17 protein-coding genes and 1 other annotated feature are annotated in these 19,440 nt (G+C 60.4%); of the genes, 9 read left to right on the plus strand and 8 right to left on the minus strand.

Annotation, left to right across the window (positions count from 1 at the left end):
* Nucleotides 1–53: 53 nt before the first annotated feature.
* Nucleotides 54–1,430 (minus strand): UDP-N-acetylmuramate--L-alanine ligase, encoded by a 1,377-nt coding sequence (gene murC / locus E0L15_RS09900; protein WP_168125464.1) that lies wholly within the window; start codon nucleotides 1,428–1,430, stop codon nucleotides 54–56.
* A 140-nt stretch (nucleotides 1,431–1,570) separates the two neighbouring features.
* Between murC and E0L15_RS09905 the strand changes: the two genes are divergently transcribed.
* Complete coding sequence (locus E0L15_RS09905) at nucleotides 1,571–2,728, plus strand: tRNA nucleotidyltransferase (RefSeq protein ID WP_168125465.1); 1,158 nt, start codon at nucleotides 1,571–1,573, stop codon at nucleotides 2,726–2,728.
* 44 nt (nucleotides 2,729–2,772) lie between these two features.
* Here E0L15_RS09905 and mreB read toward each other — a convergent pair whose 3' ends face one another.
* The 4 genes from mreB to E0L15_RS09925 form a co-directional block, all read right to left on the minus strand.
* Nucleotides 2,773–3,795, minus strand: a complete 1,023-nt coding sequence (gene mreB, locus E0L15_RS09910; RefSeq protein ID WP_087230817.1) for a rod shape-determining protein MreB — start codon at nucleotides 3,793–3,795, stop codon at nucleotides 2,773–2,775.
* A gap of 863 nt (nucleotides 3,796–4,658) precedes the next feature.
* Nucleotides 4,659–5,141 (minus strand): 23S rRNA (pseudouridine(1915)-N(3))-methyltransferase RlmH, encoded by a 483-nt coding sequence (rlmH, locus tag E0L15_RS09915; protein ID WP_087391195.1) that lies wholly within the window; start codon nucleotides 5,139–5,141, stop codon nucleotides 4,659–4,661.
* Nucleotides 5,142–5,145: 4 nt separating this feature from the next.
* Nucleotides 5,146–5,922 carry an MBL fold metallo-hydrolase gene (locus E0L15_RS09920; protein ID WP_243155462.1) on the minus strand — a complete coding sequence of 259 codons (777 nt, stop codon included), beginning with the start codon at nucleotides 5,920–5,922 and terminating at the stop codon, nucleotides 5,146–5,148.
* A 72-nt stretch (nucleotides 5,923–5,994) separates the two neighbouring features.
* Nucleotides 5,995–7,293, minus strand: a complete 1,299-nt coding sequence (locus E0L15_RS09925) for a UDP-N-acetylglucosamine 1-carboxyvinyltransferase (protein ID WP_168125467.1) — start codon at nucleotides 7,291–7,293, stop codon at nucleotides 5,995–5,997.
* Nucleotides 7,294–7,633: 340 nt separating this feature from the next.
* Here E0L15_RS09925 and htpG point away from each other — a divergent pair, with 340 nt between their 5' ends.
* From htpG to E0L15_RS09960, 7 genes are all read left to right on the plus strand, one after another.
* A complete protein-coding gene (htpG, locus tag E0L15_RS09930) occupies nucleotides 7,634–9,544 on the plus strand; it encodes a molecular chaperone HtpG (RefSeq protein WP_168125468.1) in 1,911 nt (636 codons plus the stop codon).
* Nucleotides 9,545–9,632: 88 nt separating this feature from the next.
* Nucleotides 9,633–9,857 (plus strand) — a binding site (T-box leader).
* A gap of 63 nt (nucleotides 9,858–9,920) precedes the next feature.
* Entirely contained in the window at nucleotides 9,921–12,554 is a 2,634-nt protein-coding gene (locus E0L15_RS09935) for a valine--tRNA ligase (protein ID WP_168125469.1), read from the plus strand.
* A gap of 128 nt (nucleotides 12,555–12,682) precedes the next feature.
* On the plus strand, nucleotides 12,683–12,988 hold the full coding sequence (locus E0L15_RS09940; RefSeq protein ID WP_087230842.1) for an STAS domain-containing protein: 306 nt from the start codon (nucleotides 12,683–12,685) through the stop codon (nucleotides 12,986–12,988).
* A 13-nt stretch (nucleotides 12,989–13,001) separates the two neighbouring features.
* Nucleotides 13,002–13,445, plus strand: a complete 444-nt coding sequence (gene spoIIAB / locus E0L15_RS09945) for an anti-sigma F factor (protein WP_087230845.1) — start codon at nucleotides 13,002–13,004, stop codon at nucleotides 13,443–13,445.
* On the plus strand, nucleotides 13,442–14,179 hold the full coding sequence (locus E0L15_RS09950; RefSeq protein WP_168125470.1) for a sigma-70 family RNA polymerase sigma factor: 738 nt from the start codon (nucleotides 13,442–13,444) through the stop codon (nucleotides 14,177–14,179). Before spoIIAB ends, E0L15_RS09950 begins: the two co-directional genes overlap by 4 nt.
* A gap of 51 nt (nucleotides 14,180–14,230) precedes the next feature.
* A complete protein-coding gene (locus tag E0L15_RS09955) occupies nucleotides 14,231–15,184 on the plus strand; it encodes a glycosyltransferase family 2 protein (RefSeq protein ID WP_168125471.1) in 954 nt (317 codons plus the stop codon).
* A 94-nt stretch (nucleotides 15,185–15,278) separates the two neighbouring features.
* Entirely contained in the window at nucleotides 15,279–15,791 is a 513-nt protein-coding gene (locus E0L15_RS09960; protein WP_168125472.1) for a serine proteinase, read from the plus strand.
* Nucleotides 15,792–15,852: 61 nt separating this feature from the next.
* Here the strand turns inward: E0L15_RS09960 and recR are convergent, their stop codons facing one another.
* From recR to ilvA, 3 genes are all read right to left on the minus strand, one after another.
* Nucleotides 15,853–16,455 (minus strand): recombination mediator RecR, encoded by a 603-nt coding sequence (gene recR / locus E0L15_RS09965; RefSeq protein WP_087230857.1) that lies wholly within the window; start codon nucleotides 16,453–16,455, stop codon nucleotides 15,853–15,855.
* Between the two features lie 26 nt (nucleotides 16,456–16,481).
* Nucleotides 16,482–17,132 carry a ribulose-phosphate 3-epimerase gene (gene rpe, locus E0L15_RS09970; RefSeq protein WP_168125473.1) on the minus strand — a complete coding sequence of 217 codons (651 nt, stop codon included), beginning with the start codon at nucleotides 17,130–17,132 and terminating at the stop codon, nucleotides 16,482–16,484.
* Nucleotides 17,133–17,364: 232 nt separating this feature from the next.
* Nucleotides 17,365–18,585 carry a threonine ammonia-lyase gene (gene ilvA, locus E0L15_RS09975; RefSeq protein ID WP_087230863.1) on the minus strand — a complete coding sequence of 407 codons (1,221 nt, stop codon included), beginning with the start codon at nucleotides 18,583–18,585 and terminating at the stop codon, nucleotides 17,365–17,367.
* Between the two features lie 155 nt (nucleotides 18,586–18,740).
* Here ilvA and E0L15_RS09980 point away from each other — a divergent pair, with 155 nt between their 5' ends.
* Nucleotides 18,741–19,430 carry a 5-bromo-4-chloroindolyl phosphate hydrolysis family protein gene (locus tag E0L15_RS09980; protein WP_347565995.1) on the plus strand — a complete coding sequence of 230 codons (690 nt, stop codon included), beginning with the start codon at nucleotides 18,741–18,743 and terminating at the stop codon, nucleotides 19,428–19,430.
* Nucleotides 19,431–19,440 lie beyond the last annotated feature (10 nt).

Below are 19,440 nucleotides of genomic sequence, written 5' to 3' on the forward strand. Positions count from 1 at the left end.
CAAAACGGCGTAGGAAGCCCTCAAACGCTTCCTACGCCGTTTCTTATGTTCTATTACTTCTCGGTTGCCACCAGCATCTCACCAGCCCGGTAAATGTCGCCAGCGCCTACCGTGAGAATCAGATCGCCGGGCTGAGCCAACTCCCGGAGCTTGGCGGTCACATCCTCCAGGGTGGGGCAGAAGATACTGCCGGGAATCTGGGCAGCCAGGTCCGCCGAAGAGATGCCCAAATCGTTGGTCTCCCGAGCGGCGTAGATCTCCGCCAACAGGGTGAGGTCCGGCTTTTTCAGCACTCGCACAAAGTCGTCAAAGAGCTCGTGGGTGCGGGTATAGGTATGGGGCTGGAATGCACAGATGACCCGCTTGTGCCCCAGACTCTTGGCCGAGTCCAGCAGCACCTCCAGCTCACCGGGGTGGTGGGCGTAGTCGTCGCACACCTCTGCCCCGTTGTAGTCCCCCTTGTACTCAAAGCGGCGTCCAGGCAGACGGAAGTCCCGCATGCCCTGCTCCACGGCCCAGCCGGGAACCCCCAGCACCGCCGCGGCGGCAGAGGCCGCCAGCACGTTTTTCACGTTGTGCATGCCGGGAATGGACAGCTCCACGTGGGCATACACCTGATCCCGGTACACCACGTCGAAGGTGGCAAAGCCGTGATTCATCTCCAGGTTCTCGGCGTGCACGTCGCCCTTCTCCACACCGAAGGTAATCATAGGACGGGTCTCCCCCTCCAGCGCCTTCATGGTGTTGGCATCCTCACAGTTGGCCACGATGTACCCGCCGTCCGGCACCAGATCGGCAAAGGCCCGGAAGGAGTGCTCCACGTCCTCCAGGTCCTTGAAGAAGTCCAAGTGGTCCGCCTCAATGTTCAAAATCACCGCCACCGTGGGACGGAAGGAGAGGAAGGAGTTGCAGTACTCGCAGGACTCCAGAATGATGGTGTCACCCTGGCCCACCCGGTGCCCGGCCTTCAGCAGGGGCAGCGTGCCGCCAATCATCACCGTGGGGTCCAGCTGGGCGGCCATGAAGATGTGGGTGCAGATGGAGGTGGTGGTGGTCTTGCCGTGGGTGCCGGAGATGCACAGGGCGTTCTTATACCCCGTCATGATGGCGCCCCAGGCCTGGGCCCGCTCGAACACGGGAATACCAGCGGACAGGGCAGCGGCAATCTCCGGGTTGTCGTTGTGTACGGCGGCGGTGCGCACCACGCAGTCCGCCCCCTCCACACTCTCAGGCAGATGGCCAATGGTCACCGGGATGCCCAGGCTGCGCAGATGGGCCACGGTGGCGCTCTCCTGCCGATCGGAACCCGTGATGATGACTCCGTTGCCCAGCAGCACCTCGGCCAGAGAGGCCATGGAGACACCGCCAATGCCCACCAGATGGGCCCGCTTTCCCGGTTTGATATACTCATGGATGTTATTGACTGACATATGCACACCCCATATAATAAAATTATCCTAATTCTTCTGGTACTATATACTCAAAACCATTATATTATACTATGCGCCATGGAGAATGGCAACCGGATTCTTCCCTTTTTTCCGTTTTTCCACAAGGAAAGGAGCACACCATGGATTACACCACCCCCCTCCCCCCTGCCGTCGCCCACTGCTGCCGCACTCTGTGGCAGGCTGGGTTTGAAGCTTACCCCGTGGGCGGCTGCGTCCGGGACCTGCTGCTGGCCCGCACGCCCCAGGACTGGGATATCTGCACCTCCGCCCTCCCCCCACAAGTCCAGAGCCTTTTTCCCCACACCGTCCCCACGGGCATCGACTACGGCACCGTGACGGTGCTGCTGGACGGGCAGGGTTTGGAGGTGACCACCTTCCGGTGTGAGGGCGGGTACCGGGACGGCCGCCGCCCCGATGCCGTGTCCTTTGTCTCCTCTCTCACCGACGACCTGTCCCGTCGGGACTTCACCGTCAACGCCATGGCTCTGGCTCCAGACGGCGCCGTCATCGACCCCTTTGGCGGACAGGCAGACCTGGAGAGCCGGGTCATCCGCTGCGTGGGAGCCCCCATGCAGCGGTTCCAGGAGGACCGGCTGCGCATGTTTCGGGCCATCCGCTTCGCCGCTCAGCTGAATTTTACCCTGGACCCGGAACTGGTCCATGCCCTGGAGGAGTTGGGCCTCCAGCCTCACCACCTGCCTGCGGAGCGTATCCGCCCCGAGGTGGAGAAAACCCTGTGCGCCCCTGCTCCCCACTGGGCCAAGCTCTTCTTCTCCTCTGGGCTGCTCCACGGCCCGGAGATAGACACCTCGCCCCTCACAGGCCTTCCCAATAAACCGCTGCCCCGCTGGGCAGGGCTGGCCTCTTTGATGGCAGAGAGCGGCCACGACCCGCGCCCCCTGCTCCAGACTCTTATCCGGGACAAAAAGCTCATCGTACCACTGTCCCGTGGCCTCGCCCTATTTCGGGAGGATCTGCCTCAAGACGCCTCTGGTTGGCGGCACGCCCTGGCCCGGTATGGTGTCCCCGCCTGTAAGGCAGGGGCTGCCATGGCTCAGGTACAGGGCCATGAGGCCCCCAGGGAACTGCTGGACCAGGTATTGGCCCAAAGCCCCTGTCTCAGTGCCAAGGAACTGGCCCTATCCGGGCGAGAGCTGGCAGCCATGGGGTTGTCAGGTCCAGACATTGGACGAGCCCAGAGGATGCTGCTGGACTATGTACTGGACCATCCGGAGGACAACACCCCAGACAAGCTTCGCCTCCTACTCAGCACATAAAATAAGCGGACAGAGCGAGGCTCTGTCCGCTTTGCTTTTGAGTTTTACAGCATCTGACGGCTGCGGGAGATGTTCATGGTGCCGTCCTGCATCTCGCCCACCCAGTCCAGGCTGCGGCCGGTACCCAGGGCCACGCAGGAAATGGCGTCATCGGCCACATAGGTCTCGATGCCGGTGTGGGATTCGATGAGCTTGTCAAAGCCCCACACCAAAGAGCCGCCGCCGGTCATGACGATGCCGTTGGTGGAGATGTCTGCCACCAACTCGGGGGGCGTACGCTCCAGCACCCCGTGCACCGCCTCCAGAATGCGGGCGCAGGGCTCCTCGAAGGCCTCGATCATCTCGCTGGAGGTGACGGTGAACACCCGGGGCAGGCCGGTCATCAGGCAACGGCCCTTGATCTCCATGCTGACCTCCTCAGGCCGGGGGAAGACACAGCCGATCTTCATCTTCAGCTCCTCAGCGGTACGGTCGCCGATGAGCACGTTGTGGCGCTTGCGAATGTACTTCACCACCGCCTCACTGAAGGAGTCGCCAGCCACCTTGATGGAGGCGGACTCCACAATGCCGGACAGGGAGATGACGGCGATGTCAGCGGTACCGCCGCCGATGTCCACCACCATGTGGCCGTCGGGCTGAGTGATGTCGATGCCAGCGCCGATGGCAGCGGCCAGAGGCTCCTCAATGAGGTACACCCGGCGGGCACCAGCCTGGATGCCGGCGTCGATGACGGCGCGCTCCTCTACCTCGGTGATGCCGGAGGGCACGCAGATCACCACACGGGGCTTGAACAGACGGATGGGGGCCACCTTGCGGATGAACTCCCGGAGCATCCGCTCGGTCATATCGTAGTCGGAGATGACGCCCTCCCGCAGGGGACGGATGGCCACAATGTTGCCGGGGGTACGGCCCAGCATGTTCTGAGCGTCGGTACCCACCTTCAACAGCTTCCCAGTATTCTTGTCCAGGGCCACCACGGAGGGCTCCCGCAGCACGATGCCCTTATCTTTGATATATACCAACACACTGGCTGTACCCAGGTCAATTCCAATATCCTTTGCAAACATGTTATCACCTCATAGCACTTTCCACACAATACAATGCATACTATGAAATAGTATACTGGAATACAGCCATTTTTGCAATGCACATTGCTCCACAAACTTCGACATCATTCGCCCCCTGGATTTATCTGAATTTCTCTCCAAAATACACCAAGCCCCCAGCTGTCCCAAATCGCAGCTGGGGGCTTACTTCTGGCTAGAAATTTCCAATGGACGCTACCTACTCTTTCTTTGGATTTTTTGACCTTGGATTCCGAAGAGAAATGACGAACTCATGGTTTCTGCAAACGCTCACACCTTGGTTTCCGCCTTGTCTGCCACTGGCATCAGGGGATTCTCCTACGTGTCTTCTGCTTACTCAAGCCTGTTTGGAACTTTCCGAGTTTCACTTCACTTTGCGCAACCCAATCATCGAAGTCTGGATGTGTGTTACCTTCTTCCTTCATATTTTTCATATCGCGATATGTTTACTGAAGTAGTCGGTTTCCGGTTAGTACATCGGACTCACCTTTCCTTTCTTCTTGTCTGTATTGTACTATGACCATCCCGTTTTGTCAACAGTTTTTATGAAATTTTTCTAAGAAATTTGAAGCAAAAACCGTGCGGCCTCAAGGCCGCACGGCGCAAACACGCAAACACTCCATGCCAATGCAAGAAAAATCGCTTATCATTGTATAAAAAAGCTCTGAAACAGAATTTTCCCGCCCTCAAGGCGGGAAAATCAATCAAAATTCGTTTTTCCCGGGGACATGCGCATCGGGAAAAACACCTCTGGAGCCCGCCAGTGTGGCCTTGGGTCGCCCTTTGACCCAAGGATGCATGCAGCGGGCTGTAATCCTCTCAAAAATGCTAGCATTTTTGAGAAGTTATTTATGGTATCCAGACCCCTCTTGGATCTTAAATGCCCGGTAAATCTGCTCCAGCAGCATCACCCGAGCCAGGTGGTGAGGGAAAGTCATGGGGGACATGGACAGGCGCAGATGGGCCTTGTCCTTCACCGTCTGGCTCATGCCGAAGGAACCGCCCACCAGGAAGGTGAGGTCAGAGGCTCCCTCCACCATCCAGCTGCTTAGACGCTGTGCCAGCTGTGGGCTGTCCATGGTCTTGCCCTCAATGCACATGGCCACCACCTTGCCGCCCTTGGGCAGTTTAGCAAGAATCGCCGCCCCCTCTCGCTCCAAAGCGGCTTGGATTTGGGCCTGGGTGGGGCGGTCCGGCAGCCGCTCCTCGGGCAGCTCGGTGACGGTGAGGCGGCAGTATCCGCCCAGACGCTTGGCATATTCCGCCGCTGCCTCCAGGTAAAACTTCTCCTTCATCTTGCCCACGCAGATGATATGTACACTCACCATGTCCTCACACCTCCATCCACGCCGAGGCCTCGCTGCGGGGCGCTACGCACAGCTCCACGCTCTGCTCCCGCTCTCCAATCCCCGCCTGGGCCGCCAGTTTGGCGGTGGCGGGCTGGTTGTTCTCCTTGGACAGATGGGCCAGCACCACTTGCCGGGTGCCTCGCTCCACCGCCCAGCGGGTGAGCTGGGCTCCCACCTGATTGGACAGGTGGCCCCGCTGCCCTGCAATGCGGCTCTTTAAGTATTCCGGGTAGGGGCCTGTGCGCAGCATCTCCGGGTCGTAGTTATACTCCGCCACCAGGGTGCTGGCCCCCTGTACCGCCTCCAACACTGGCTGGGTCACCACACCCAGGTCGGTACAGAAGGTGAGCTTCCGGTCCCCACGGGTCACCGTGTAGCCCACGGGGCTGACACAGTCGTGGCTGACGGGGAAGCTGCCCACCACCAGGTCCCCCAGAGCAAAGCGCTCCCCGGGGTCAAAGACCCGAAACCGGGGCTGCAACTCCGGATTCTTTCGGCATATCTCCCGGGCCGTCCCCTCGGCGGTGTACAGCTCCACATCCAGCTGACGGCACAGCACCGGGATGCCGCTGATGTGGTCGCTGTGCTCGTGGGTGATGAGAATAGCGGACAACTCCCCCGGCTGAATGCCCAGGCTCTTGAGCCCAGTGGTGATGCGCCGGGCGGATACCCCGGCGTCAATGAGGATATGGGTGCTGCCGTCGGTGATGACCGAGCAGTTGCCAGAGGAGCCGCTGGCCACGGTGGCAAACTTCAACAAACTTCTCTCCCTCCCCACAAAAAGCGGCAGCCCCTTGTCGGGACTGCCGCAGTCCATGTGTATCTTTGATGTTTAGCCCGCTGCGTTGGCGTTCTCCACCTGGGGATCAGGCAGGTCCACCACTTCGATCTGGGCTCCAATGCCGGTGAGCTTGGCCACGATGTCCTCATAGCCCCGCTCCACATGGCGGATGTTGCCCACCTCAGAGACACCCTGAGCGGCCAGAGCGGCCACCACCAGAGCGGCGCCGGCCCGCAGGTCACAGGCCTCCACCGGGGCGGCCATGAGCTGGGGCACGCCCTCAATGATGGCGATCTTGCCGTCCACCTGAATCTTGGCGCCCATGCGGCGGAACTCCTCGGTATAGCGGAATCGGTTATCCCACACACCCTCGGTGATGACGCTGGTGCCCTCTGCCAGACAGAGGACCGCGGCGATCTGGGGCTGCATGTCGGTGGGGAAGCCGGGATAGGGCATGGTCTTGATGTTGGCCCGGTGCAGAGGGCCATTGCGGCGGACAATGAGGCTGTCGCCGTCCTCTTCCACCTCGACGCCCATCTCCAGCAGCTTGGCGGTGATGCACTCCATGTGCTTGGGGATGATGTTATTCACCCGCACCTCGCCGCCTGCAGCGGCCACAGCGGCCATATAGGTGCCCGCCTCAATCTGGTCAGGGATGATAGAGTATTCGCCCCCGTGGAGGTGCTCCACGCCCCGCACCTTGATGACGTCGGTGCCGGCGCCGGTGATCTGAGCGCCCATGGAGTTGAGGAAGTTGGCCAGGTCCACAATGTGAGGCTCCTTGGCGGCGTTTTCGATGACCGTCATGCCCTCAGCCAAAGTGGCGGCCAGCATCACGTTCATGGTGGCGCCCACGGTGACCACATCCAGGTAGATATGGCTGCCCTTGAGCCGTCCCTCGGGCACCTTGGCGCACATAAAGCCGTTTTTCACTTCCACGTCCGCCCCCAGGGCCCGCAGCCCCTTCAGGTGCTGGTCGATGGGTCGGCCGCCGAAGTCACAGCCGCCGGGCAGAGGCACTTCTGCCTGGCCAAAACGCCCCAAAAGCGCGCCAAGCAGGTAATAGCTGGCACGGATTTTACGCCCGGACTCGTAGGCCACCGGGCTGTTATGGATGGCGGTGCAGTCCACCTCCACCGTGGAACGGTTGATGGTGCGCACGTTGGCCCCCAGTTCCTGGAGGATATTGAGCATCAAGGTCACATCGCTGATCTGAGGCAGGTTGCCAATGCGGCACACGCCATTGACCAACAGAGCAGCGGGAATGATACCGACAGCGGCATTCTTGGCCCCGCTGATCTCGACTTTGCCATACAGCGGTCTACCGCCGTGAATGAAATATTTTTTCAAACAAGACACCTCATAGCGTCCCCGGCCTGGCCGGGTTGGTAATCGCTCCCTGAAATGGGGGCTATCTATATGAAAGAATTCTATCCCTTGGATAGAACGTACAACTTTGCTTTAATGCGCATATATTATAGCATTGCCCCCACCCCATGGCAACCTAAATTTTGTTTCTGCCGGATTTTCTCCTCTTTGCCCATAGTCTCTCCCGTTCAGGGGCTACTATTCTAATAAAGTTTGTGAATTTTTTGTTACACCCCTTGCAAAACATGGGAGTAAGTATTATAGTACAGTTAGCACTCGACCAACACGAGTGCTAAAACATGCAATTCGAGGTGTACCACTCATGGAGAAAAAACAGTTTCAAGCCGAGTCCAAACGGCTGATGGACCTGATGATCAATTCCATTTATACCCACAAAGAGATTTTCCTGCGTGAGATCATTTCCAACGCCAGCGACGCCATTGACAAGCTGGCCTATCTGGCCCTCAGCGATGGCAGCATTGATGTAAAGCCTTCTGACTTTACCATCACTGTGACACCGGACAAAGAGCACCGCACCCTTACCGTCACTGATAACGGCATCGGCATGACCCAGGAGGAGCTGGAGAACAACCTGGGCACCATCGCCCGCAGCGGCTCTCTGCAGTTCAAGCAGGAGATGGGCAAGGACAACGCCGCCGACATCATCGGCCAGTTTGGCGTGGGGTTCTACTCCGCTTTCATGGTGGCCCGCGAGGTCACCGTGCTCACCCGCCGCTTTGGCGACCAGCAGGCCTACCGCTGGGAGTCCTCCGGCGTAGACGGCTACACCATCACCCCCTGTGAGATGGAGGGCTGGGGCACCCAGGTCATCATGACCATCAAGGACAACACCGAGGAGGAGAACTACGACGAGTATCTGGACAGCAACCACCTCCAGAGCCTCATCAAGAAGTACTCCGACTACATCCGCCACCCCATCCGCATGGTGGTGGAGGACTACCGCATGAAGGAGAAGCCCGCCGACGCCCCCGAGGACTACAAGCCCGAGTGGGAGACGGTGCAGGAGGAGAAGACCATCAACTCCATGGTGCCTCTGTGGCAGCGCCCCCGCTCCAAGGTGGAGCAGGAGGAGTACGACCGCTTCTATCAGGAGAAGTTCATGGACTGGCAAGCTCCCCTGGCCACCATCACCACCTCTTCCGAGGGCACCGTCACCTACAAAGCCCTGCTGTTCATCCCCGGCCAGACTCCCTTTGACTTCTACACCCGGGAGTATGAGAAGGGGCTGCAGCTGTACTCCTCCGGCGTGCTCATCATGGACAAGTGCGCCGATCTGCTCCCCGACTGCTTCCGCTTCGTCAAGGGCGTGGTGGACTCCCCCGACTTCTCTCTGAACATCTCCCGTGAGATGCTCCAGCACACCCGTCAGCTGAAGATCATCGCCACCGCTCTGGAGAAGAAGATCAAAAACGAGCTGGCCAAGATGATGAAGGACGACCGGGAGACCTACGAGAAGTTCTGGGCTGCCTTCGGCCGCCAGCTCAAGTACAGCGTGGTGGACCAGTACGGAGCCAGGAAGGACCTGCTGCGGGATCTGCTGCTGTTCGGGTCCACCGCCTCGGACAAGCTCACCTCTCTGGCCGAGTATGTGGAGCGGATGAAGGAGGGCCAGGAGTATATCTACTACGTCTGCGCCGACTCCGCCGCCCAGGCCGCCTCCCTGCCCCAGGTGGAGCGTGTGGCCGACCGTGGCTTCGAGATTCTCTGCCTCACCGAAGAGGTGGACGAGTTTGTCATGCAGGCTCTGGCCGAGGTGGACGGCAAGAAAATCAAGTCCGTGTCCGACCCCGACGCCCTGCCTGAGACCGACGAGGAGAAGGCCCAGCAGGAGAAGCAGGCCGAGGAGAGTAAAGCTGTGCTGGACTTCGTCAAGGAGACCCTGGGGGACAAGATCAAGGAGGCCCGTATCTCCAAGATCCTCAAGTCCGCTCCCGTTTGCATGACTGCCGACGGCCCCATGTCCCTGGAGATGGAGAAGTATTTCTCCCGCATGGAGGGCGCCCAGGCCGGCACGATGAAGGCGGAGCGGGTGCTGGAGCTCAACCCCAACTCCGACGCCTTTGCCGCTCTGCGCACCGCTGTGGACAGCGGCGACAAGGAGAAGGCCGCCACCTATGTACAGGTGCTCTACCACCAGGCCCTGCTCATTGCAGGCCTGCCCATTGAGGATGCCGCCGCTTACACTCAGCTGGTGTGCTCCCTGATGAAGTAACCTTCCACTTTTCTCAGCCCTCGCCTGATTTTCTCAGGCGGGGGCTTTTCCTTGACAACGCTCCCGATTTTGCATATACTGTTACGGTACAATAGCTGTGATGGGAAGGAGTACCCACCCGCTTCTGGTTCAGAGAGATGCCGGTTTGGTGCAAGGCATGGCAGAGAGTGTGGGGAAGGTGGTCCCGGAGCTGCGGCGTTGAACCTAAAGAGTAAATGCCGCCGTGTCCCTACGTCAGTGGGAAAAGAGTGCGGGCCGAACCTCTCGGCTCGAATTCAGGTGGTACCGCGGACATTTTCCGTTCGCCCTGAGTCTACGACTTGGGGCGAACTTTTTTTGCAAAAGTTGTTGCCCCACAAAGACAAGGAGTGTTGTTATGAAGAAAGAACTGCCCAAGGTCTACGAACCTCAAGAGGTGGAAGGCCGCATCTACGAAATGTGGGAGAAGAACGGCTGCTTTGCCGGGCACCGTGACCCGGACAAGAAGCCCTTCACCATCGTCATGCCGCCCCCCAACGTCACCGGACAGCTGCACATGGGCCACGCCATGGACTGCACCCTCCAGGACATTCTCATTCGCTTCAAGCGGATGCAGGGCTACGCCGCCCTGTGGGTGCCCGGCACCGACCACGCCGGCATCGCCACCCAGATCAAGGTGGAGGAGGAGCTGCGCAAGAAGGAGGGCCTGTCCCGCCACGACCTGGGTCGGGAGAAGTTCCTGGAGCGGGTGTGGGACTGGAAGCAGCAGTACGGCAACCGCATCGTGGCCCAGCAGAAGAAGATGGGCGCCTCCTGTGACTGGGACCGCTCCCGGTTCACCATGGACGAGGGCCTGTCCAAGGCCGTGCGCCATGTGTTTGTCTCCCTGTACAAGAAGGGCCTCATCTATAAGGGCAGCCGCATCGTCAACTGGTGCCCCCACTGCGTCACCGCCCTGTCCGATGCCGAGGTGGAGTACCAGGACAAGCCCGGCCACCTGTGGCACCTGCGCTATCCTATCGTGGGTGAAGAGGGCCGCTATGTCATCGTGGCCACCACCCGTCCTGAGACCATGCTGGGCGACACCGGCGTGGCCGTCAACCCCAACGACGAGCGGTACAAGGACCTCATCGGCAAGAAGTGCCTGCTGCCCCTGGTCAACCGTGAAATTCCCATTGTGGCCGACGAGTATGTGGACATGGAGTTCGGCACCGGCTGCGTGAAGATGACCCCCGCCCACGACCCCAACGACTTCGAGGTAGGTCTGCGGTGCAACCTGGAGTCCATCCGAGTGCTGGACGACCACGGCGTGGTCAATGAAAACGGCGGCAAGTATCAGGGGCTCGAGCGCTACGAGGCCCGCAAGGCCATTGTGGCTGACCTGGACGAGCTGGGCCTGCTGGAGAAAATCGAGGACCACCAGCACAACGTGGGCACCTGCTACCGCTGCGGCACCGACGTGGAGCCCATCATCTCCGCCCAGTGGTTTGTGAAGATGGGACCCCTGGCCGAGGAGGCCCTGCGGGTGGTGCGGGACGGCGAGACCAAGTTCGTCCCCGAGCGCTTCACCAAGACCTACACCAACTGGATGGAGAACGTCCACGACTGGTGCATCTCCCGTCAGCTGTGGTGGGGCCACCAGATTCCCGCCTGGACCTGCTCCGAGTGCGGCCACATCACCGTGTCCGAGACTGACCCCACCGAGTGCGAGCACTGCCACTCCAAGCACATCACCCAGGAAGAGGACGTGCTGGACACCTGGTTCTCCTCCGCCCTGTGGCCCTTCTCCACTCTGGGCTGGCCGGATGAGAACAGCGAGGACTTCAAGTACTTCTACCCCACCGACGTGCTGGTCACCGGCTACGACATCATCTTCTTCTGGGTGGCCCGGATGATCTTCTCCGGCTGCGCACACACCGGTAAGACGCCCTTCCACACCGTGTTCATCCACGGCCTGGTGCGGGACGACAAGGGCCGCAAGATGTCCAAGAGCCTGGGCAACGGCATCGACCCCCTGGAGATGGCGGAGAAGTACGGTGCCGACGCCCTGCGCTTCAACCTCATCACCGGCAACAGCCCTGGCAACGACATGCGCTTCTACGTGGAGAAGTGTGAGGCCATGCGTAACTTCGCCAACAAGATTTGGAACGCCAGCCGCTTCGTGATGATGAACCTGACCATCACCGAGAACCAGCTGCCCGACACCCTGGAGCCGGAGGACAAGTGGATTCTCTGCCGCTTGGGCGAGGTCATAGGCGAGGTCACCGAGAACATGGAAGCCTATGAGCTGGGCGTGGCCTCCGCCAAGGTCTACGACTTCATCTGGAGCGACTACTGCGACTGGTATATCGAGCTGACCAAGGCCCGCCTCCAGGGCGAGGACGAGGCCGCCAAGGTGCAGGCCCAGCAGGTGCTGGTGTACGTCCTCACCGAGACCCTCAAGCTCCTCCACCCCTTCATGCCCTTCATCACCGAGGAGATCTGGCAGGCTCTGCCCCACCAGGGCGACTTCCTCATGCTCCAGTCCTGGCCCAAGGCCGATCCCGCCTGGGCAGATGTAAAGGCCAAGGAGTCCATGGAGGCCGTCATGGACGTCATCCGTGCCATCCGCGCCCGCCGCTCCGAGATGAACGTGCCCCCCTCCAAGAAGGCCGCTCTCACCATCATCACCAACGAGGCGGATATCTTCGCCTCCGGCGAGGCCCACCTGAAGCGTCTGGCCTGGTGCTCCTCTGTCACCGTCCAGAAAGAGGACCTCACCGACACCGCCGGCATGGTGTGCGACATCACCCACATGGCCAAGCTGTATATGCCTCTGGCCGAGCTGGTGGATCTGGCCAAGGAGAAGGCCCGCCTGGAGAAGGACCTGGGCAAAAAGAAGGGTGAGCTCAAGGGCCTGGAAGGCAAGCTGTCCAACCCTGGCTTCCTAAACAAGGCCCCCGAGCACGTGGTGGCCGCCGAGAAGGACCGGGCGGAAAAGCTGAAGGTGCTCATTGCCAAGATTGAAGAGCAGCTCAGCGCAATGAACTAAATTTTTCTTCCCCATTCCGGGGTGTGCGTGGCACACCCCGGAATTTTTTTGCTTTTTGGCAGGCTTCGCCACGGTTCCCGTCCCATGCCGGATATAATGAGAACCATCTCAGTTCAGGAGGACAAGCCATGCCCATTACCATTGACAAGCAAAACGGGGCCACCGTCATCTCCGTGCGTGGGGAGATCGACCACCACAGCGCCCGTACCATTATGGAAAACATCGACCACACCATCTCTTCCGCCCTGCCCATGCGCCTGGTGCTGGATTTGTCCAGCGTCACCTTCATGGACAGTTCCGGCATCGCCGTCCTGCTCCGTGCCCTCAGACAGATGGACCAGCTGGGCGGAAATCTGCGGGTGGTGGGGATTCCGCCCCAGCCCCGCCGGGTGCTGGACGCCGCCGGCATTGGACGGCTCATCACATTGGAATAAGGAGGGCTACATAGTGAAAGCTTTGGATCAGACCACCGTGGTGTTCACCTCCCGGTCCGCCAATGAGGGCTTTGCCCGGGCGGTGGCGGCCTGCTTTGCCACCCAGCTGGACCCCACCCTGGACGAAATTGCCGACATCAAAACCGCCGTATCCGAGGCGGTGACCAACGCCATCGTCCACGCCTACCCCAACACCCTGGGGAAGATCACCATGCGCATGCGGCTACTGGAGGACCTGCAGCTGGAAATTCAAATCAAGGACAGCGGCGTTGGCATCCCCGATGTGGAGCAGGCCCGCACACCTCTATTCACCACTGGGAATGAGGAGCGCTCCGGCATGGGCTTTACCATCATGGAGAGCTTTATGGACACGGTGAAGGTGCGCTCCACCGTGGGCAAGGGCACCACTGTCACCATGCGCCGCCGCATCGCCCGCCGGGTGGGTGGAGGGCAATGAACACCCTGGACACCCTCTCTCTGCTGGACGCCGCCCGGGGCGGAGACAACGACGCCTGTGAGCGGCTGCTGCTGGAAAACAGCGGCCTCATCTGGTCGGTGGCCCGCCGCTACTATGGCCGAGGGGTGGACCCGGAGGACCTGTATCAGCTGGGCTGTCTGGGGTTTCTCAAGGCGGTGCGGGGGTTCGACACCAGCTACGGCACCCAGTTCTCCACCTACGCCGTGCCCAAGATCGCCGGGGAAATCCGCCGCTTTCTCCGGGACGACGGCTCGGTGAAGGTCAGCAGAGGGCTAAAGGAGCGGGCCATGGCCCTGCGCCAGTGCCGCCAGGACCTGTACCACCGCCTGGGCCGGGACCCCACCGTGGGGGAGCTGGCCCAGGCCACCGGACTGGAGCCGGAGGACATCGCCGCCGCCGAGACCGCCACCCTCTCGGTGGCCTCCCTCCAGAACCAGACGGGAGAGGATGGCTTCACCCTGGAGTCCATTCTGGGCTGCGACGGCATGGAAGAGGAAGTGGTGGAGCGGCTGGCCCTGCGCCAGGCCATCGACGCCCTTCCGGACCGGGAGCGAAAGGTCATCCTGCTGCGCTTCTATAAAAACCTCACCCAGGAGCGCACCGCCCGGATTTTGGGGGTCAGCCAGGTGCAGATTTCCCGCATGGAGCGGCGGGCCATTGGGCACCTGCGGGAGTGGCTCACCGAAGAGTCCTTGCCAACCACCGTGGGATAGACTATAATAACAGTTAATCCAGTCTATCCCAAGGAAGAGGTGTGGGTTCCCATGCAAAATACCCTCTACGTGGTGGTCCCCTGCTACAACGAGCAGGAGGTGCTGCCTGAAACCGCACGGCGGCTGCGGGACAAGCTGCAATATCTGATGAATCGTGGCCGCATCAGCCGCAAAAGCCGCATTCTCTTTGTCAACGACGGCTCCCGGGACGGAACCTGGGAGATCATTGAACGGCTGCACATCGGAAATCATCTCTTTTCCGGCCTCAACCTCAGCCGCAACCGGGGCCACCAGAACGCCCTGCTGGCAGGTCTGATGTACGCCAAGGACCGGGCGGACATGGCCATCTCCATGGATGCCGACCTGCAAGACGACATTGACGCCGTGGACGAGATGGTGGACAAGTACCTGGAAGGGGTGGACATCGTGTACGGTGTGCGCTCCAGCCGGGAGCGGGACACCTTCTTTAAGCGCACCACCGCCGAAGCCTTCTACCGTCTTATGAACGCCCTGGGGGCGGAGACGGTATTCAACCACGCCGACTACCGCCTCCTGTCCCGGCGGGCCCTGGAAGGGCTGTCCCAGTTCCGGGAGGTCAACCTGTTTTTGCGGGGCATCGTCCCCATGATCGGCTACCGCACCGATGTGGTCACCTACGAGCGGGGCGAGCGGTTTGCCGGAGAGAGCAAGTACCCGCTGAAAAAAATGCTGGCCTTCGCCCTGGAGGGCATCACCTCCCTGTCGGTGAAGCCCCTGCGCCTCATCACCGGGCTGGGATTTTTCGTCTTCCTCGTCTCCCTGTTTATGATTCTCTACAACATTATCCGCTGGGTCACGGGCAACACCGTCACGGGCTGGGCCAGCCTATCCTGCTCGGTGTGGCTCATTGGCGGGCTCATTTTGCTCTCTCTGGGGGTAATTGGCGAATATGTGGGCAAGCTATACATGGAGGCCAAAGGCCGTCCCCGCTTCCTTGTCCAGGACGTGGTGGACGAACAAGACTGAGTCTGTCCTAGAAAGTCCTTGCTTTTTCGTCCAACTCAGCATAAAATAGCCTCAAAGAGACTATGGGAACCATCCCCTATAAGGAGGCACCGTTATGAACATCAACATCGATCTCAACGACCTGAAGGAGCGCGCCAAGGATCTGGCCCAAAGCGGCATGGCCAAGGCCCTGGAGCTCACCGACACCGGCGTGTCCAAGGCCAAGCAGCTGGCTGAAATCAGCAAGCTCAAGGTACTCAACCTCAGCGAGCAGGACGCCATTCGTCGGGCCTATATGGACCTGGGCCGTCTGTACTACGCCGAGCGGGGCTCCGCTCCCGAGGCCGCCTATGCGGATCTGTGCGACAAGATCACCCGGTCCAAGGCTCAGATTCAGGTCAACGAGCAGCGCATTGCCGATCTCAAGTCCTCCGGCAACCTCACCGACGAGGAAGTGGAGCACGCCTGCGAGGCCGACTTCGAGGACGCCGACTGGGAGTACGTGGGCAACACCCCCACCGAGGATGCCCAGGCCACCGCTGGCCAGGCAGAAGCAGAGGCCCAGGCGGACGACGCCGATGCCACCGACTTTGAGGAGCCCGAGGTCAAGACCGACGATCAGGTGTAACGCCAACCAACACGCAAAAAGACCGTTGCAGAGAGAAATTTCTGCAACGGTCTTTTTCTTCTCACATTTCCCGGCGGCCCTCCATGGCCCGCATCAATGTGGCATCATCAGCAAACTCCAGGTGGCTGCCCACCGGGATGCCGTAAGCCAGACGGCTGACCTTCACCCCGAAGGGCTTGAGCAGCCGGGAGAGGTACATGGCGGTGGCCTCCCCCTCCGTGTCCGGGTTGGTGGCCATGATGACCTCCTCCACCTCTCCCCCAGACACCCGCTCCACCAGCTGAGCGATGCGCAGGTCGTCGGGGCCCACGTGGTTCATGGGGGAAATGACCCCGTGGAGTACGTGGTACACCCCCTGATACTCATGGGCACGCTCCAGGGCGATGACGTCCTTGGGGTCGGCCACCACGCACACGGTGTGCTGGTCCCGCCGGGGCGAACTGCACAGGGAGCACAGCCCCTCCCCCTGGGTGAGGTTCTGGCACTTGGGGCAGTAGCCAATGCTCCCCTTGGCCTGGAGGATGGCGTCAGCAAAGGCCTTTGCCTCCTCCTCCGGGCGGCCCAACACGTACAGGGCCAGACGCTGGGCGCTCTTACGCCCCACGCCGGGCAGTTTTGCAAATTGTTCCACTAAGTTTTCCAAAGCCGGGGGAAAATAATCCATGCTCTTGCCTCCAGATCTTGTACTTCTTACTCTGTCACCCGCAGCGCTGCCATGGCGGCAGAAAGGTCAGGGGCCTCATACAGCGCAGAGCCCACCACCAGCACGTTGGCGCCCGCCTCCACCACACGCCGTGCGGTAGAAGGGTTGATGCCACCGTCCACCTCCAGGTCACAGCTGGGGTTGTGGGCCTGGATGATCTCCCAGACCCGGGTGATGGTCTTCAGCTGGGACTCTATAAAAGGCTGGCCGCCAAAGCCCGGCTCCACCGTCATCACCAGCACCATGTCCAGCTGGTCAATATAGGGCAGAATGGCCTCCGGGGAGGTGATGGGCCGCAGGGCCACCGCCTTTTTCACGCCGTATTCTCCCATGATGTCCAGGGCCTTCTGGATGTTCTGAGGGTGATCCGACTCCAGGTGAACGCTCACCAAATCCGCCCCCGCCTCACAGAACTGGGCGACATACCGCACCGGCTTGTCGATCATCAAGTGTAAATCCAACTGCATGTCCGTGTGTTTGCGGATGGACCGAACCACCGGAAGGCCCAGGGTTATGTTGGGCACAAACGCCCCATCCATCACATCCACATGGAGCAGGTCGGCGGTTTGGACCCGCTGGATCTCCCGCTCCAGATTGCAAAAATCTGCTGATAAAATGGATGGCGCAATCTTTACCATGTTCTCTTTCACCTTTGTCTTTCTTCTCCGATTCTTTTACCTTCTCTCAGGGGTTGGGGGAGCACACCGCCCACGGGCCATCCTCATAGGATACCACAAGCGGATACCGCGGTCGGCTGCCCGGGCGTTCTCCCCCCATCTCCCACCCGCGCCCGGTCTCCGGGTCGACTGTGTGCCGCATTGGCATAGCCGTCCGGCAAAGGATTCCCCTTTGCCGGACGGCAATTGGAAGTTATTCGTAGACGCAGGAGGTGGCCACTTCGCTCACCTGATATCCTGCCTTGGCCAGGGAGGACAGAATCTCCTCCTTGTGCTGGTGGCCAAAGGCCTCCAGGGTCACCTTCAGCTCCACACCAGCCTGACGGTTGATGTTGACAAACTGGTTGTGGTCCAGCTTGATGATGTTGCCGTTTTCTCGGGCCACCAGCTCCGCCACACGGAGCAGCTCGCCGGGCCGATCGGGCAGTTGTACCGAGAAGGTGAAGATGCGGCCCCGGTTGATGAGCCCGTGCTGCACCAGGGAGGAGATGGTGATCACATCCATATTGCCGCCGGAGAGCACCGACACCACATTCTTGCCCTTACACTCCAAGTGGCGCAGGGCGGCGATGGTGAGCAGGCCTGCATTCTCCACCACCATCTTGTGCTTCTCCATCACATCCAGGAAGGCGTCCACCAGCTCTCCATCTCCGATGGTGAGGATGTCGTCCACGTTCTTCTGGATGTAGGGGAACACCAGGTCGCCGGGGGTCTTCACCGCCACGCCGTCGGCAATGGTGTTCACGGTGGGCAGGGTGACCACGTGCCCGGCCTCAATGCTGGCCTTCATGGACGCCGCCCCCGTGGGCTCTACGCCGATGACCTGCACCGAGGGGTTGAGCAGCTTGGCCAGGGTGGCCACGCCAGCGGCCAGACCGCCGCCGCCGATGGGCACCAAAATCACATCCACATCCGGCAGGTCCTTGAAAATCTCATAGGCAATGGTGCCCTGGCCTGTGGACACGGTGAGGTCGTTGAAGGGGTGTACATAGGTGTACCCCTCCTCCTGGCTCATCAGGGTCGCCATAGATGCTGCATCATCAAAGGTCTCCCCGTGCAAAATAACACGGGCGCCGTAGTCCTTGGTGTTGTTGACCTTCACCAGGGGCGTGGTGGTGGGCATGATGATGGTGGCGGGAATGCCAGCGGCCTGGGCCGCATAGGCCACGCCCTGGGCGTGGTTGCCCGCCGAAGCGGTAATCAGCCCCCGCTCCTTCTCCTCCTGGGTGAGGGTGGAGCACTTAAAGTAAGCGCCCCGGATTTTGTAGGCCCCGGTCACCTGCATGTTCTCCGGCTTGATGTAGACATGGTTGCCGGTGGACTTGGAGAAGAAGGTGCTGTAAATCAGGTCCGTGGGGTGGAGCACACCTTCCAGGACCTTTCTGGCCTGTTTGAAATTTTCTAGGGTCATCATGGCTGTACACCTGCCTATTTTATCATTCAGGTTCTCATTTTAACCCACCAAATGGGGAAAGTCAATGCCTTGACCTGCGCTGCATTTTCTTGACACCCCCACTTTAGTGCGTTACAATAAAGCCAATATCACGCTGGTAGAAAGGAGCGTGCGCTGTGGCTTTCATTCGCAAAAAAAGCGTCCTCCCCATTTATATGGTGGGAGGCACCTGGCTGGTGTGGTCTCTGGCCGCCCCTCTGTATAAACCCACCCACTATATCATGGCCGGTCTGGCCTCTGCGGCGGTGTACTATCTGGGCAAGATCATCTTCCCGGACCGGGGCTACGAACTGGATGACCCGGAAGAGGAGACCTCTGAGCCCCAGGCCCAGAAGACTCAGGCCGAGCCGGTCAGCCCCGAGGTCCAGCAGCTGCTCCAGGAGCGGGACCGGGCCCTGTCCGAGATGCGCCGACTCAACGACTCCATTCAGGACCCCACCCTCTCCCAGCAGATCGACCGATTGGAGCACACCACTCAGAAGATCATGGACGCGGTGGCCAAGAGCCCGGACAAGCTGCCTCAAATCCGCCGATTCCTCAACTATTATCTCCCCACCACCCTGAAACTGCTCAACGCCTATGACCGCATGGACGCCACTGGGGTGGAAGGTGCCAACATCGATGGCACCAAGGGGCGCATTGAGGACATCATGTCCACCATCTGCACCGCCTTTGACCGCCAACTGGACGCCCTGTACGGCCAGGAGGCCATGGACATCAGCACCGACATCGACGTACTGGAACAGATGCTGGCCCGGGAAGGCCTGGGCGATATGAATCTGTCCACCGACGACACCCAAAAATGACCCGTAGGAG

The sequence above is a fragment of the Pseudoflavonifractor sp. SW1122 genome (assembly GCF_012027765.1).
GTDB classification, from domain to species: domain Bacteria; phylum Bacillota; class Clostridia; order Oscillospirales; family Oscillospiraceae; genus Enterenecus; species Enterenecus faecium.

What these genes read in the sequence shown, in the direction of transcription:
- E0L15_RS09950 (WP_168125470.1), top strand. Translation starts at nt 13,442, where the DNA reads ATGAACACCCTGGACACCCTCTCTCTGCTGGACGCCGCCCGGGGCGGA.
- E0L15_RS09905 (WP_168125465.1), top strand. Translation starts at nt 1,571, where the DNA reads ATGGATTACACCACCCCCCTCCCCCCTGCCGTCGCCCACTGCTGCCGC.
- rlmH (WP_087391195.1), bottom strand. Translation starts at nt 5,141, where the DNA reads ATGGTGAGTGTACATATCATCTGCGTGGGCAAGATGAAGGAGAAGTTT.
- E0L15_RS09935 (WP_168125469.1), top strand. Translation starts at nt 9,921, where the DNA reads ATGAAGAAAGAACTGCCCAAGGTCTACGAACCTCAAGAGGTGGAAGGC.
- htpG (WP_168125468.1), top strand. Translation starts at nt 7,634, where the DNA reads ATGGAGAAAAAACAGTTTCAAGCCGAGTCCAAACGGCTGATGGACCTG.
- rpe (WP_168125473.1), bottom strand. Translation starts at nt 17,132, where the DNA reads ATGGTAAAGATTGCGCCATCCATTTTATCAGCAGATTTTTGCAATCTG.
- E0L15_RS09940 (WP_087230842.1), top strand. Translation starts at nt 12,683, where the DNA reads ATGCCCATTACCATTGACAAGCAAAACGGGGCCACCGTCATCTCCGTG.
- recR (WP_087230857.1), bottom strand. Translation starts at nt 16,455, where the DNA reads ATGGATTATTTTCCCCCGGCTTTGGAAAACTTAGTGGAACAATTTGCA.
- ilvA (WP_087230863.1), bottom strand. Translation starts at nt 18,585, where the DNA reads ATGATGACCCTAGAAAATTTCAAACAGGCCAGAAAGGTCCTGGAAGGT.
- murC (WP_168125464.1), bottom strand. Translation starts at nt 1,430, where the DNA reads ATGTCAGTCAATAACATCCATGAGTATATCAAACCGGGAAAGCGGGCC.
- E0L15_RS09960 (WP_168125472.1), top strand. Translation starts at nt 15,279, where the DNA reads ATGAACATCAACATCGATCTCAACGACCTGAAGGAGCGCGCCAAGGAT.
- mreB (WP_087230817.1), bottom strand. Translation starts at nt 3,795, where the DNA reads ATGTTTGCAAAGGATATTGGAATTGACCTGGGTACAGCCAGTGTGTTG.
- E0L15_RS09955 (WP_168125471.1), top strand. Translation starts at nt 14,231, where the DNA reads ATGCAAAATACCCTCTACGTGGTGGTCCCCTGCTACAACGAGCAGGAG.